We start from the raw sequence: 14,540 nt of genomic DNA, 5'->3' as shown, positions 1-14,540 counted from the left end.
AGCCTGAACAGGCGCAAAAACATGGGTTCAAGCGCGGATGGGAATAACGGTGACACAGACAGTGGTGGCGGCAGATCGCAGAGCAGAGCAGGATGGGGCAACTGCCCCGTTGCCTCAGGTCGTGCTGAACGGTGCCAGCTACAACGCAACGCCCGGACAACGGCCGGTCATGGTGGATCGCTGCGATACGGTGGCGAAGCTCTTTGCACTGCGCTGCCGCACGCTTGGTCCCCGCACCGCGCACCGAGAGAAGGACATGGGCATCTGGAAGGCCTATTCCTGGCAAGATTATTGGGACCACGCCGAGAAGATCGGCCTCGGCCTGATGGCGCTTGGGTTGGAGCGCGGCGAAGTTGTCTCAATCCTCAGCGAAGATCGCAAGGAATGGCTCTACCTCGATATGGGTATTCAGGGCGCCGGGGCAATTGCCTCGGGGGTCTACACCACGGATTCAGCGCAGCAGCTGGCCTATCTGGTCAACGACAGCGGCAGCCGGTTTCTGGTGGTGGAGAATGACGAACAGCTGGACAAGTTTCTGGAGATTGAGGCGGAGGTTCCGCACCTGCGCTGGGTGATCATTCTGGACCGCGACGGGCTGCATGATCTCCGGCATGAGAAATGTCTGTTTCTCGATCAGCTCTATGATCAGGGGGCAGCCTATAAAATTGCCAATCCAACGGCGTTTGAGGGTGCGGTGGCGCGATCTCGACCGGATGATACTGCGCTGCTGATCTATACCTCGGGCACCACGGGTCTGCCTAAGGGCGCCATGCTGAGCCATGAGAATATTCTGGCCACGATGGAGTCGGGTGCGCGGTCGCTGGAGTGTTACGCCACGGATGAACAGCTGTGTTTCCTGCCGCTGTGCCATATTCTTGAGCGCAACGTCTCGGTCTATCTGCCGATGGCGGCGGGCAGTACGGTCAACTTCGCCGAAAGCCCGGAGACGGTCTTTGACAATATTCAGGAAGTCTCGCCTGCAACCTTCTTTGCGGTGCCGCGTGTCTGGGAGAAAGTCTATTCCCGCGTTCTGGTGCTGGGGCAGGAGGCAACCTGGCTGGGCCGCTGGGCCTTTAACCGGGCGGTGGCAGCGGGTGCGGCGCGGGCCAACTATGTGCTGGCCGCGAAACCCGTCCCGACCGGCATCGCGCTGCGCTACCGTATCTGGGATCTGCTGGTCCTGCGGAATCTGCGGCGGATGCTGGGGCTGGACCGGTTGCGCCGGGGCGGCACGGGGGCGGCGCCGATCTCACCTGAGTTGCTGCGCTGGTACTGGTCGATCGGGGTGCCTCTGATCGAAGGTTACGGGATGACCGAAAACGCCGGGCTGACCGCTGCCAACCGGGTCTTGTCGCATCGTCCGGGCACTGTTGGTCAGGCGGTGCCGGGCGTCGAGATCCGCATCGCGCCGGATGGCGAAATTCAGCTTTGGGGGCTGAACAATTTCCGGGGCTACTGGAACAAGCCTGAAAAAACCGCTGAAACCTACACCGAGGACGGCTGGCTGCGCACAGGCGACGTCGGACAGCTGGATGATGCAGGTTTCTTAACCATCACCGGGCGGATCAAGGACATTATCATCACTGCTGGTGGGAAGAACATCACCCCGGCGGAAATCGAGAGCCGACTAAAATTCAGCCACTATATTTCCGATGCAGTGGTGATTGGTGATCGGCGTAAATTCCTGACTTGCCTGATTATGATTGATCAGGAGAACGTCGAGAAATTTGCCCAGGATCGAAAAATCCCGTTTAGTGATTTTGCCTCGCTCTGTGCGGCGGAACAGGTGGTTGATCTGATCCGGGGGGAGGTCGATGCGGTGAACAGGGATTTTGCGCGCGTCGAACAGATCAAGGATTTTCGCCTGATCAATGTCCTGCTGACGGCTGAGGATGACGAGCTGACCGCAACGATGAAGCTGAAACGCGGGCTGGTGGAGAAAAAGCACAAGCACCTGATTGACCAGATGTACTGACATAACGGGCGCATCCGCGCCGGGGGACACAAGGGAGTAAGCGCAGATGAAGACATGGACAGCGAAGCTTGTCGGGGTAGCTCTGGCAGCGGGGCTTGCGCCGCAGGCGATGGCGGACACTCAGGGCGTCAGCGACAGCGAAATCGTGTTGGGGTCAGTCAATGACCTAAGCGGGATCTTTGCCGCGGTGGGCGTGCCTGCGGTAAATGGCGCCATTCTACGTTTCGAGGAAGCCAATGCAAATGGCGGGGTCCATGGCCGTCAGCTCCGTTTCGTGGTGGAAGACAATGGCTACCAGATCCCGCGGGCGATGCAGGGCTACAACAAGCTTCTGAACCGCGATCAGGTGTTTGCGATGCTGTTGTCGCTTGGCACACCGATGAATATCGCCGGTTTTAAACTGCTCGACCCGAAGGGTATTCCCAACATCAGCCCGCTGACCGCTGCGCGACAGATGCTGCAGGACCCGGTGGACAACAAATTCATCGGCTTTTCCAGCTACTATGATCAGGTGCGGGCCGGGGTGAGCTATCTGGCAGAGGAGTTCGATGCCAAGGAAGTCTGCTCCATGTATATCCCGTCCGACTTTGGCAAGGAGATCAAGGAGGGCAGTGCGGATATTGCCGCCGACCTGGGCCTGCGTTTCGCTGCTGAGACCACGCACAAACCGGATGAGTTGGATTTTGTTGGCTCCCTCACCAAGCTGAAGGCGGAAGGGTGCGATGTCGTCACCATGGCGCTTGGCGTGCGGCAGGGGATCACCGTGGTTGGCACGGCCAAGAAACTGGGTTGGACAGATGTGAAATTCCTCAACACCTCTGCCGGATTTCTTGAGGTGGTTGCCGCCGTACCGGGCGGCGTGACAGACGGGTTATATGCGGCGGCAGGCTGGGCCGATCTGATCGCCCGGGCCGATGATGAAGTGCCCGCCAAGTTTATGGCGGATTATGAGGCCAAGTTCGGCCAGCCCGCTGGTGGCTTTGCCATGCTTGGATATAGCGCTGCCAATACCGTGGTGAACGCGCTGGAGGCGGCGGGCCCCGAGCTGACGCATGAGAGCTTCATCAAGGGGATGGAAAGCCTCGATTTCTTTGATGCGCTGACTGACACACAAATCACCTATGGTCCTGATGACCATCGCGGTGCCGATGTCATTGTTATTTCGGTGGTTGAAAACGGCGTCTGGAAAGAGTTGAGCCGGAAGTAAGCCGTATTCTTGCAATGAAAACCAAAGAGCCTGCAGATCGCGATCTGTAGGCTCTTTCTTATTCTGCAAAAACAATCCGAGATATCAGGTCTGACCGGGCTTCATATCATGCACATATTTGAATATCATAAGAATGTGTCGAGGGAGGCAGATCATGACAGTGACTAGACGGCGTTTTGTGCAGGGGCTGGGGGCGGGCATGGCTTTGTTGCCAGCGAGTCGAGTTTGGTCTGAGACCAGAGTCTCGCTTGGTGGTGCGGAGATACTCAGCCTGTCCGATGGTCAGATGCGTCTGCCGCCGTCGTTCCTATACGGTGATCTGGATCCCGCCATGCTTGCCCCGGTTCTGGCAGAGCATGGGATGACGCCTGACGATCCGCTGACGCCGGCGATCAATATCACGCTTCTGCGTGACGCGGATCGCATTGTTCTCTTCGATGCGGGGGCCGGGCCAGCCTTTCAGGATGGGACAGGGCAATTGCCGGATGCACTGGCCGCGGTTGGCATCAGCCCAGAGGACGTTACCCATGTTGTCTTTACCCATTGTCACCCGGATCACCTCTGGGGAGTTTTGGACGATTTTGATGATCCGCTTTTTGGTAACGCAAAGCATTTGATGGGGCGACAGGAGTGGGACTATTGGTTCGACCCGGCGACTGTCGATATGGTTGGCGAGGATAGGGCGTCCATGGCTGTCGGTGCGCGTCGCCGGATGGAGGTATTGGCAGAGCGAATCACCTTGTTTGACGATGGTGCCGAGATCCTTCCCAATGTTGCTGCGCGGGCCACTTTTGGCCATTCGCCTGGCCATATGTCGTTTGAGATCGCCCGTGGCTCAGACAGGGTTATGGTTTTGGGGGATGCGGTTACCAACGCGCATGTCAGTTTCTCCGAGCCCGGTTGGGAGATTGCGTCAGATCAGGACCCTGCCCTCGCAGCACAGGTGCGACAAATGCTGTTACAACAACTGGCTGCGGAACAGATGATGGTGGTGGGCTATCATTTGCCAGCTGGCGGCGTAGGTTATGTTGAGGCATCAGGGGCTGGGTACCGGTTCGTGCAAGGTACATGATATAAAGACAACCTTTGCATGTATTTATTTTTTTTAAATATGCGGGGTGTGAATGGGGCTATATCAGCCGGTCCACGTTGCTAACGCATCCTAATAACTGCCTGAGATGGTTGTAGATTGGCACACACAGCTCACAAGGAGGGGTGTGCCCTGTCCAATCAGACCATTCTTGGCTGACATAGTTCTCAGTCACCGGAGCACCCGTGAGAAGTAGCGCAACTCCATGTCTGAGAAGGTGGTGCTACTTGCAACAGTTTTTTATTGGAAATGCTTGAAACCCCTTAGGTTGTATTATTTTTGATGACTTTCATTTGCCTCTGTGAGATGGTTAACGCGTGGGTAATCAATTTGATCGGGGTAGGGGGTTTTGGTTCCGGTTGTATTGCTAGAGGTAGTGGGTTTGGGATATGGAAAATAAACTTAGAATTCGCCATTTCGGCGCGTTTGGAGTTTTTCTGCCCGATGGAGAGAGTATTCTTCTCGGCTCAAAGCACCAAGCATTGTTGGCACTTTTGTCTACCGCCGAGGGCGGAGTACGAACGCGGGCGTTTCTGGAGCGCACCCTTTGGAGTTTGGCGCAGCCAGAACAGGCCAAGGCGAGCCTGCGCACCGCACTATCGACACTTCGACGACATCTTGGAACGGAATGCGCGTCTCTGCTCTCTGCAAATCGAGAGCGCGTGGTGCTAGATTTGTCCAAAATTGAAGTGGATGCAGACCCGGGGAAAGGCGATTTCATGGAGGGATTCGAACTTCCTCATGAGACGACATTTGCGGTTTGGTTGGAACAGCAGCGCAATGAGTTGACACGAGCGGATGCGCGGAACCGGGCTGCAACCGGAATGCTGAGAGACTACAGCCGTGCCGTGCTTGATAGCCTGTTGCCACCGATAGCGGTGCTGCCTTTTGTGCATCGTGCGCCAGGAGATGCGAAATCGCCGCTCGGTGCCTTACTATCCGAGGAACTGGTGCGCCATCTGTCGCGCAGTCACGCCTTTTGCGTGACGTCTTACCTGGCTTCGCGGCAGTTTGACCCGCATCAGATCCGACCAAGTGAAGTCTATTCAATGGCGGGTGCCAATTATTTGGTCTCAGGAACGGTAAATCTCACCGGACAGACCTATCGGCTTCAGGTCGATCTGCATGATGCCGAACGTGAGCGGGTTATCTGGTCTCGTGATTTCACAGAGTCGCTGTCGACACTGACCAGCGGGTGCAGCGCCGCATTGCGGGATGTGACTGCGCAGATCGGATGGACGGTTGTGGGGGAGTCAGTACGACTTGTCGGCTTTCGCCCCTTGTCCAAGCACGACAGTCACACGCTGCTGATGGCTGCGATTGCACTGATGCAGGACATGCAGCTGCCGCAGTTCAATCAGGCGCAGGAAATTCTCGCGGTGTTGCTGGAGCGTGAGGTGCAGCACCCGGTTGCTCTGACCTGGATGGCCATGTGGCACGTGATGCGCGTACAGAAGGGGTTCTCGACCGACCGACAATTGGATGCGCATCTGGCCAATCAGCTGATTGCGGCGGCACTGGCGCAGGATCCGTCCTTTTCGCTGGCTTTGACCGTGCGCGGATTGATCGCGAGCCACCTGATGTTCCGCTTCGATCTGGCGCAGGATTCCTATGACCTTGCGCTGAAGGACAATCCGAACGAGGCTCTGGCTCTGCTGCTCAAGGGGACAACGCTTGCCTATCAGAACCAGCCGGAAGATGCCGTCCGCCTGACTGATGCCGCGCGTCGCCTGTCACCGCTTGGGCCGCAGCGATATTACTTCGATTCGCTTTCGGCTACGGCCAACCTTGGGGCGCAGAACTATGATCGCGCGGTCAGCCTTGCGGATCGGTCGCTACAGGCCAACCCGACGTTCCCGGCAACGTTGCGGACGAAGGCCATCGCCCTGCAATCCATGGGTCAAACGGCCAAGGCGCGGGATGTGGTGAAATCCCTGCTGGATGTCCAGCCGGGCTTCAATATCGCCCGTTATGAGAAAGACCATGCCGCCCCCAATGCCCCTTTCGGCAAAGACTGGAGCAAGGCGCTGAGATCCGCAGGCGTTCCTGCCTGAACAGGATGAAAGCCGGGTGATCGTTAATCCGGGTGAAAACAAGGCAGACGCGGGGGCTTGCAAGCCTGCCGCGTCTTCGTTCTTTTGCGGGGGTGACTGGTGCCGGGTCTTGCCGACGCAGGCGCTCGGTCGCATAGGGTGAGAGGGGCCACATCATGAAAGCGATCACATATCGGGCATTTGGACCGGCGGAAACTGTGCTGCAATTGGAGGATCTGCCCGATATCGCGCCTGCGCGGGGCGAACTGCGCGTTGAACTGGCCTATTCCGGCGTCAACCCATCAGATGTGAAGGCAAGGGCCGGTGCCCGTGCTGGCGTCTCTGAACTGCCCTATCCTGTGATTGTCCCGCATAGCGACGGATCTGGCGTGGTCGTCGAGGTGGGCGAGGGGGTTGATCCGGCCCGGATCGGTGAGGAGGTCTGGATCTGGAATGGTCAGTGGCAACGTCCAAATGGCACCGCAGCCAGCTCGATTACCCTGCCCGCGAATCAGGCTGCTCCTCTGCCCGCAGGGCTGACCCTACAACAGGGGGCAGTCTTGGGTATTCCTGCACTTACAGCGGCTCATACAGTGTTTTCTGGCGGCGATGTCGGTGGCAAGACGGTGCTGATCCAAGGTGGCGCCGGTACGGTTGGTCTGCTGGCGGTGCAGTTGGCCAAATGGGGCGGCGCGCGGGTGGTTGCCACCTGCTCGTCAGCGGATTTTGAACGGGTGCAGCGTGCCGGAGCTGATGCAGTGCTGAGTTACGCTGAGGATGATCTGGCTGACCAGATCCTGGCCGCAAACGGGGGCCGTCCCGTGGATCACATTGTTGAGGTCGAATTTGGCGCCAATTGTGCGGTCGACACCGCCGTCATCGCCCCCAACGGACGCATCACCGCATATGGATCAGCACGGGACATGACCCCAAGCCTGCCGTTCTATCCCTTGATGTTCAAAGCCGTAACGCTGGAGATGGCGCTGGTCTATCTGTTGCCCGCAGAGGCCCGGCGCAATGCCATCGAACGTATCAATGCCGCTGCGGCGCAGGGCGCGCTGCAGCCTCCTGTCGCTGCGGTTTTCGATCTGGCGGATACAGCTCAGGCGCATCAGGCTGTGGAGGCCGGAAAACGCGCAGGCGCGATCCTTGTAAAGACTGGGTGAGCCACGAAAAACCAAAGATCGCAGGTGGTGATTTCCAAGGCCAATCCACGCGATCAAAGGGAAGCGCGAAAACTGCATTTTTTTCCAGAAACCCCCTTGCGCCTCCCGATATCTGCCTTTAGACAGCCGCTCACCGATGGGGTGTGGCCAAGTGGTAAGGCAACAGTTTTTGGTACTGAAGATCGTAGGTTCGAATCCTACCACCCCAGCCATTTTTCTCTGAACATCCGATGAACTAGGCAGTTTTCCCCGGGCGCATGTGCGGGCGTTTCAGGGCGTTGACGCGGTGGTCACGTAAATCGTGGCTCTGACTGCTAGGTGAGTGTTCTTCTTCATATTGCTGGGCAGATGCGATGATACTCAAATCGCGTGTTGATCGGCGCCGCCGACCTGTGCCTGGGCCTATGGGGCGGACCAGCCGATTTTCATCGTCTGGGAGCGAAGTCAGATGGACCTGTCTTAGACGGGGTAAGATATTGGATTTGTTTTAGAAACAGGATGTGGGGATTAGTGCGTGTCACGCAGAATGAGTTCCGCATCCAGCAGCACAGTCTCTTCTTGCGCTTGCGGATGGTCAAGGCGTCGATCCAAACAGCACAACACCGCAGCGACCATGTCATCAATGGGGTTTCGCAATGTGGTCAGCCGGATGGTTGGCCAGCGGGCCATTTCGATATCGTCAAAACCGATGACCGAGATATCCAGTGATACGGCACGCCCGGCATCCTTCAGCGCCCCGAGTGCGCCGATGGCCATGGCATCATTGGCACAGAATATCCCATCAAAGTCGGCCTGTTCCAACAGTCTTTGGGTGGCGAAATATCCGCTCTCGGTCGTGTAGTTTCCTTTGATTTCTCCAGCAAGGGTGAGCCGATGCTTCACCAGGCCCTCGAGCAGCCCATTCCGACGCTCAGCGGTCGCGCCGAAGTCGTCCGGCCCGCCCACAAGTGCGACGTGCTGCCGCCCGCGTTGCGCAAACAGATCTGCTGCCAGCAGGGCGGCCTGATGATTGCGCAGACATATGTTGTCGACCCGCTCAGCGTCGATAATACGGCCAGAGGCAATGACGGGGATATGCAGTTTGCTGCAAAGATCGACAATCTCGGTGGCGAGGCTGCCGCTGCGCAGAATCATCGCGTCCAGCGGATATCGCAGCACCTGAGTGACGGCATCGCGGGCATGGTCGCCACTACCGGCGATCACCACTGGCCATTTACCCGCAGCGTTTAGGCCAGCAATCAGGGCCGAGGTGGCCTCCTTGTCGTATTCATTCCGCATCTCACCGGCAAAGACCGCAACCAGATTTGAGCGGGCACCCTGCAACGTGGCCGCCAGTGCGTTTGGCTGATAGCCCAGCTCGTGGGCGGCCAACAGGATGCGTTCGCGCTTTTCCTGATCAAGATAGGCGCCCTCGGTGAAGGCCCGCGACACTGCCGAACGCGAAACACCTGCAATTTCAGCGACATCCGCTGCTGTCACGCGCGAAAGCCGCCTACCAGCTGCTGGCCCTTGTCGTTTCATCTGTCGTCCCTTTCGGGCGGGATGTTTTTTTCTTCAAACACCGAAACCCTTGACATAACCGTTACATACCGCCCCTATATGAACACGTGTGCAGATCTGGTGCAACGGACTCGTTCCTGAGACAAAAGCGCTTCAAGCGCTGCTGCAGCAGAGCTCACTGGCCTAAGGGGAGGCCAATTCATAATACCACGGCGGGCTAAACCGGTCGCCGTGGTTCAATTGGAACCGCTCGCTCTTTAGGGGGCGACGGAGGACCGGAGACAGAAGATGAAACGTATTGCGTTCACAACCGCTGCCACGCTGGCATTCGCCGCCAATGCTGCATTTGCCGAAACTGAAATCACCTGGTGGCACGCCATGGGTGGTGCGCTGGGTGATACCGTCAACCAGATCGCATCTGACTTCAACGCGAGCCAGGATGAGTATAAGATCACCCCGGTTTTCAAGGGCACCTATGAGGAGACCCTGACCGCAGGCATCGCCGCCTTCCGCGCGGGTGAGCAACCCAATGTGATGCAGGTGTTTGACGCCGGCGCCGCTACCGTGATTGGCGCGAAGGGCGCGACCATTCCGGTGCAGGATCTCTTGGCCGACAATGGCGTTGATTTCGACATCAATGACTATATCGCTGGTGTGCGCTATTTCTACGCCGACAGCGATGGCAAGATGATCGGCATGCCGTTCAACTCCTCCACGCCCATTATGTACTATAACATTCAGGCGCTGGAGAAAGCGGGGGTTACCGCACCCAAGACCTGGGAAGAATTCCAGACCGTGACTGCGCCCGCGCTGAAAGAGGCTGGGTATACCGCCCTGTCGCAATCGCACCTGCCCTGGATCTTCACCGAGAACTTCCATTCCCGCCATAACCTGCCGTTTGCAACCAACAACAATGGTTACGACGGCGTCGACACTCAGATTCTGGTGAACAATGACGCGATCAAAGCGCATTTCACCGCCGTGACTGACTGGCAGGAAAAGGGCCATTTTGAATGGTTCGGCACGGGCTGGGGGGACAACCAGACGCCGTTTGAAGAAGGCAAGGTTGCCATGTGGCTGGGTTCTTCCGGCTCGTTTGGTGGTCTGAGCAAAAAAGACCTGCCTTTTGATTTCTCCGCTACCATGCTGCCCTATTGGGAAGGTGTGACCAAAGAGCCGACGCAGACGTTCATCGGCGGCGCGTCCCTGTTTGCGATGGCTGGTCATGATGCCGAAGAAAACAAGGCAACTGCTGCGTTCTTCGACTTCCTGACCTCTTCTGAGGTGCAGTATTTCTGGCACAAAGAGACCGGATATGTGCCGATCACAGAAGCCGCCTATGAAATGGCAAAAGCGGACGGCCATTATGACCGTGCGCCTGCTGCCGAGGTTGGTATCCAGCAGCTGTCGCTGCCCGGTGGTGACAACACCAAAGGCTATCGCATGGGCTTCTATGTGCAGATCCGCGACGTGATGAACCGTGAATATGGCCGCATCCTGACTGGTGAAACATCGGTTGAAGACGCGTTCAACGCCATCGAAGCCGAAGCCAACAACCTGCTGGCCCGTTTCGCAAAAACCCAAGGTTAATCGCGGGGCTTCCCCTTACTTGTGACGGCCGCAGCCCCTGCGGCCGTCACGCATTCCAACGAAGAGGCACACCGTGAAACGCGCCGGATTCTCGACCAAGTGGATGCCGATCCTGTTGCTGATGCCGCAGCTCGTCATTATCGCTATTTTCTTCTATTGGCCCGCCTGGCATGCAATCCAGTCGTCCTTCTACCTTCAGGATCCGTTTGGGTTTGGCTCGACCTTCGTGGGGCTGGATAACTATACCGATCTTCTGGGCAATTCCGAATATCGCCGTGTCGCGATCTTCACTCTCGTCTTTACAGTGCTGGTAACCTTCTTCTCGCTGGCGATTGCACTGCTGCTGGCGGTGAAGGCGGACAATGTTCTGCGCGGTGCCCGCACCTACCGGACGCTTCTTATGTGGGTCTACGCGGTGGCGCCGCCGGTTGCAGGCTTTATCGGCCTGATCATGTTCGACCAGAGCTGGGGGCCGCTGACGCGCCTTGCTGGCGTCTTTGGTTGGGATTTTGTGCTGGGTGTGAATTTCAATGACACTGCTGCCGCCATGGTTCTGGTGTCGGTCTGGAAACAGATTCCGGTCAACTTCATCTTCTTTTTGTCCGGGCTTCAGTCGATCCCGCGTTCCGTGCGCGAAGCGGCCCTGATCGACAATCGCTCAGCCACAGGCCGGTTCTGGGATGTCACCTTTCCGCTGCTGGCGCCGACTGGTTTCTTCCTGCTGATCATCAACATCACCTATGCGCTGTTCGACACCTTCGGCATCGTCGACACCCTTGTGAAAGGTGAGCCGGGGAACAACCCGATGACCCTGGTTTACAAGGTCTACGTGGATGGTTTCCGTGGCAACGATCTGGGTGGTTCGTCGGCGCAGTCGGTTATTCTGATGGTCCTTGTTCTGGCGCTTACGATCTTTCAGTTCCGGCTGATCGACCGCCGCATCCACTATACCTGAGGGGGCTGACATGGCTGACCAAACACCCGTCCAAACGCCACGCCGCTCCATCAACTGGGGGGCTATTGGCGACCACACTGTGCTGATCCTCGGCTCGCTGTTCATGTTGGTGCCGCTGATCATGGTGGTGCTGACCACCACGGTGCCGGATGTGGACATCATCAAATACGGCCCGCAGCTGAAAATCGGCGATCAGTTCGATGAGAATTTCGAGAAGGCGATGTTTGAGGCGTCTGGGTTCTCCGGAGCGAATACCGGGACCCGGATGCTGTTCAACTCTTTCGTGCTGGGCATCGGTTTTGCGCTTGGCAAAATCGTGATTGCGATGATGGCGGCCTATGCCATCGTTTACTTCCGCCTGCGGTTCGCCTCGCTGGCATTCTGGGTGATCTTCACCACGCTGCTTCTGCCGCTGGAGGTGCGTATTCTGCCTTCTTATGAGGTCGTGCAGCAGTTGGGTATGCTGAACACCTATCAGGGGCTGATCATTCCGCTGATCGCATCGGCCACGGCGACGTTCTTCTTCCGGCAGTATTTCCGGTCGATCCCCGAAGAACTTGTTGAGGCTGCCCGCATCGACGGGGCAGGGCCGGTGAAGTTCTTCATCGATATTCTCGTGCCGCTGTCCAAAACCATGATCGCAGCGATGTTCATCATCATGTTTGTCTTTGGCTGGAACCAGTATCTCTGGCCCACGATGATCACGACCGAAGAGGACATGTATACGCTGGTGCGGGGGATCAAACAGATCACTCAGACCCTGGAAGGCACAAATGTGCCGGAATTCGGTCGCGCAAATCTTCTGGCAGTGATTGCCATCCTGCCCCCGGTGGCAGTCGTCATTTTCTTCCAAAGCTGGTTCGTCAAGGGCCTGACGGAATCCGATAAGTAAGGACTTCACACAATGGCTCAGGTTACCCTGAATTCTGTACGCAAGGTCTACCCCAACGGGGTTGAGGCCGTCACCTCCTCCAGCTTCAAGATCGAGGACGGCGAGTTCGTCGTCCTGGTCGGCCCGTCGGGCTGTGGCAAATCCACCCTGCTGCGCATGATCGCCGGTCTGGAGGATATCACCGAAGGTTCGCTGGAGATCGGCGACCGGGTGGTGAACAACGTGGATCCCGCAGATCGCGATATCGCGATGGTGTTCCAGAACTACGCGCTTTATCCGCATATGACCGTGCGCAAGAACATCGCCTACGGTCTGAAAAACCGCAAAACCCCTGCGGATGAGATTGAGCGCAAGGTGGCCGAGGCCGCCAAGATGCTGAACCTCGAAGAGTATCTGGATCGCAAACCGTCTCAGTTGTCCGGTGGACAGCGCCAGCGGGTTGCCATGGGCCGTGCCATCGTGCGTGACCCGGCATTGTTCCTGTTCGACGAACCTCTGTCGAACCTCGATGCCAAGCTGCGCAACCAGATGCGGATTGAGATCAAGGCATTGCAGCGCCGGTTGGGCGTGACCTCTATCTATGTGACCCACGATCAGGTCGAAGCGATGACCATGGCGGATCGCATCATCGTGCTGAACGGTGGCCGTATCGAACAGATCGGCACCCCGTCTGAGATCTACCACAACCCGGCGTCTGTCTTTGTGGCGTCGTTTATGGGCGCCCCGCCGATGAATCTGATCGACGCCACCATCGCCAACGGCCAGGTGACATTGCCGGATGGTGTCTCCATGGGCGCGCTGGACACCTCGGCCCAGGGCGCGGTCAAGCTGGGTATCCGGCCGGAGGACGTCCAGCTGGTTGCCGAAGGTGGCCTTGCCATCAATGTGGAGCTGATTGAAGAACTCGGCGCCCATCGTCTGTTGCATGGCAAGCTGGGGGGGCAACCCTTCACCATTCACGTACTGAAGGACATCCCGGTTGATCCCGGCACCCATCAGATCTCGGTCGACCCAGCTGCGATCTGCCTGTTTGATGCGGAAAGCGGCCAGCGACGATGACACGGGTTCTGGACAGCCTGCCGACGGTTTCATCCGATCTGCAGGCGCGGATCAAGGCGGCGCCGCGCAATGCGGTGGCGCACCGGGCGCTGATGGCTGAGGTGCCGGCAATGTCGACCTTGCAATCCGGCGGTCAGGCCTCTCTGGAGGTCTTGACCGCCTCGGTTTCCGTTGTTGCCTGGAACGTCGAGCGCTGCCTGTTCCCGGAGGATACGGCCCGCCATATTCAACCTCTCGCCCCGCAGGTCGTCCTGCTGTCGGAGGTGGATCACGGCATGGCCCGCACCGGTCAGCGCCACACCACCGAGGCCATGGCGAAAGCATTGGACATGGCTTACGTCTTTGGCGTTGAGTTCCATGAACTGGATCTGGGTGGCCCGACCGAGCAGGCATTCTGCACGGATGATTTCAACCTGTTTGGCTGGCATGGGAACGCCATCCTCTCGGCCGTTCCGCCAGAGCGTGTCACCCTGATCCGGCTGGATGACCACGGCCACTGGTTTTCCTCCGATGAGGTGCCCGCCGATCCGGAGCAGCCACGTCTTGGCGGGCGGATGGCTATCGCGGCGGTCCTGCCGACTGAGGCGGGGCCGATTTGCGTTGTCTCCACCCATCTGGAAAGCAATGCTGACGCCGAACACCGCCATGCGCAATTCGACCGTCTGCTGCATGCAATTGAGGCGTTTGCGCCGGATATGCCGGTGTTGATCGGCGGGGATCTCAACACCGGCAACCATTTGCCGCCTGATTTCGATTGGCAACGTGAGACGCTGTTCGATCTGGCGCGCGCGCATGGCTATGACTGGTCGGCGACCCCGGATGGTGTCACCACCCGGCCAAGCCTCATCACGCCGCATCCGGACCGGCAGATGAAACTGGATTGGTTCTGCACCCGTGGCATGCGCTCAACGGAAAACCGTCTGGTGTCTTCAGTTGATGAAAATGGCCGTCCGCTGTCCGATCACGACGCTGTCTGGTGCCGCGTCGCGCTGGACTGACACGGGCGCATGCCAGAGGCTGCTAAACCAAAAAACCTGCCACCGCATAATCCACGCCTGATTATCGGCGGCAGG

At 58.0% G+C, this 14,540-nt stretch carries 11 protein-coding genes and 1 tRNA gene; 11 read left to right on the top strand and 1 reads right to left on the bottom strand.

The genetic code is table 11. The annotated features are described in order from the left end of the window. The first annotated feature begins 37 nt into the window (after positions 1-37). From OO25_RS13515 to OO25_RS13490, 6 genes are all read left to right on the top strand, one after another. Positions 38-1,975 carry a long-chain fatty acid--CoA ligase gene (locus tag OO25_RS13515; protein WP_040180688.1) on the top strand — a complete coding sequence of 646 codons (1,938 nt, stop codon included), beginning with the start codon at positions 38-40 and terminating at the stop codon, positions 1,973-1,975. 46 nt (positions 1,976-2,021) lie between these two features. After that, on the top strand, positions 2,022-3,182 hold the full coding sequence (locus tag OO25_RS13510) for an ABC transporter substrate-binding protein (protein WP_040180687.1): 1,161 nt from the start codon (positions 2,022-2,024) through the stop codon (positions 3,180-3,182). A 154-nt stretch (positions 3,183-3,336) separates the two neighbouring features. Next, positions 3,337-4,254 carry an MBL fold metallo-hydrolase gene (locus OO25_RS13505; protein WP_040180686.1) on the top strand — a complete coding sequence of 306 codons (918 nt, stop codon included), beginning with the start codon at positions 3,337-3,339 and terminating at the stop codon, positions 4,252-4,254. Positions 4,255-4,661: 407 nt separating this feature from the next. Further along, the gene (locus OO25_RS13500) at positions 4,662-6,326 is read left to right on the top strand and encodes a tetratricopeptide repeat protein (RefSeq protein ID WP_040171420.1); all 1,665 of its coding nucleotides are present in this window, start codon (positions 4,662-4,664) and stop codon (positions 6,324-6,326) included. A 155-nt stretch (positions 6,327-6,481) separates the two neighbouring features. Next, positions 6,482-7,471, top strand: a complete 990-nt coding sequence (locus OO25_RS13495) for an NADPH:quinone reductase (RefSeq protein ID WP_040171418.1) — start codon at positions 6,482-6,484, stop codon at positions 7,469-7,471. A 137-nt stretch (positions 7,472-7,608) separates the two neighbouring features. Next, positions 7,609-7,683 (top strand) — tRNA-Gln (locus OO25_RS13490). Positions 7,684-7,978: 295 nt separating this feature from the next. Here OO25_RS13490 and OO25_RS13485 read toward each other — a convergent pair. Further along, a complete protein-coding gene (locus OO25_RS13485) occupies positions 7,979-8,950 on the bottom strand; it encodes a LacI family DNA-binding transcriptional regulator (RefSeq protein WP_242407045.1) in 972 nt (323 codons plus the stop codon). A 309-nt stretch (positions 8,951-9,259) separates the two neighbouring features. Between OO25_RS13485 and OO25_RS13480 the strand changes: the two genes are divergently transcribed. From OO25_RS13480 to OO25_RS13460, 5 genes are all read left to right on the top strand, one after another. Next, positions 9,260-10,561, top strand: a complete 1,302-nt coding sequence (locus OO25_RS13480; protein WP_040171412.1) for an extracellular solute-binding protein — start codon at positions 9,260-9,262, stop codon at positions 10,559-10,561. Positions 10,562-10,634: 73 nt separating this feature from the next. Further along, positions 10,635-11,516: an ABC transporter permease subunit gene (locus tag OO25_RS13475; protein ID WP_024098571.1), complete on the top strand. Its 882-nt coding sequence runs from the start codon at positions 10,635-10,637 to the stop codon at positions 11,514-11,516. A gap of 10 nt (positions 11,517-11,526) precedes the next feature. Next, complete coding sequence (locus tag OO25_RS13470) at positions 11,527-12,408, top strand: ABC transporter permease subunit (RefSeq protein WP_040171410.1); 882 nt, start codon at positions 11,527-11,529, stop codon at positions 12,406-12,408. Positions 12,409-12,420: 12 nt separating this feature from the next. Then, positions 12,421-13,467 (top strand): ABC transporter ATP-binding protein, encoded by a 1,047-nt coding sequence (locus OO25_RS13465; RefSeq protein ID WP_040171407.1) that lies wholly within the window; start codon positions 12,421-12,423, stop codon positions 13,465-13,467. Then, positions 13,464-14,465, top strand: a complete 1,002-nt coding sequence (locus tag OO25_RS13460) for an endonuclease/exonuclease/phosphatase family protein (RefSeq protein ID WP_040180683.1) — start codon at positions 13,464-13,466, stop codon at positions 14,463-14,465. Before OO25_RS13465 ends, OO25_RS13460 begins: the two co-directional genes overlap by 4 nt. The last annotated feature ends 75 nt before the right edge of the window (positions 14,466-14,540 follow it).

Source organism: Phaeobacter sp. S60 (assembly GCF_000826845.1).
GTDB classification, from domain to species: domain Bacteria; phylum Pseudomonadota; class Alphaproteobacteria; order Rhodobacterales; family Rhodobacteraceae; genus Phaeobacter; species Phaeobacter piscinae.
The sequence above is the reverse complement of the archived record's forward strand: the minus strand, read 5'-3'. Positions and strand labels throughout refer to the sequence as shown.